Origin of the sequence: Bacillus sp. SIMBA_154 (genome assembly GCF_046536015.1) — a bacterium.
In the GTDB taxonomy this organism is placed as follows: Bacteria; Bacillota; Bacilli; order Bacillales; family Bacillaceae; genus Bacillus; species Bacillus pumilus_P.
The window spans coordinates 1-252 of record NZ_JAWJBV010000459.1; the positions used below are offsets into that span (position 1 = coordinate 1).

1 protein-coding gene is annotated in these 252 nt (G+C 41.3%); it reads right to left on the bottom strand.

All coding sequences use genetic code 11. The features are described from left to right. Positions 1 to 252: hypothetical protein (locus R0K30_RS22770; RefSeq protein ID WP_410613210.1), on the bottom strand; the 252-nt coding region annotated here is incomplete at both ends.

Here is a 252-nt window from a genome sequence, read left to right on the forward strand (position 1 = left end):
TCGATGTTGATGGGTCGTGATCGACTGAGAACTCACCGTTCAACTTTAAAATGCTCTCTTCAAACTGCTCGGCGGCCTCAGCTCTGATGGATTGTTCTGTATTGCTAAAGATATTAAGCCGTATTGATGAGTCTAATCCGTAGTTTGCAAATACGGGACGGACGAAGCTGAATACCTTTTTATCCGCGTAAAGCTCCTTTAATTTGCTATTCAGAGCGTCTTTATAATGATACTTATCTACTTCTGATATGG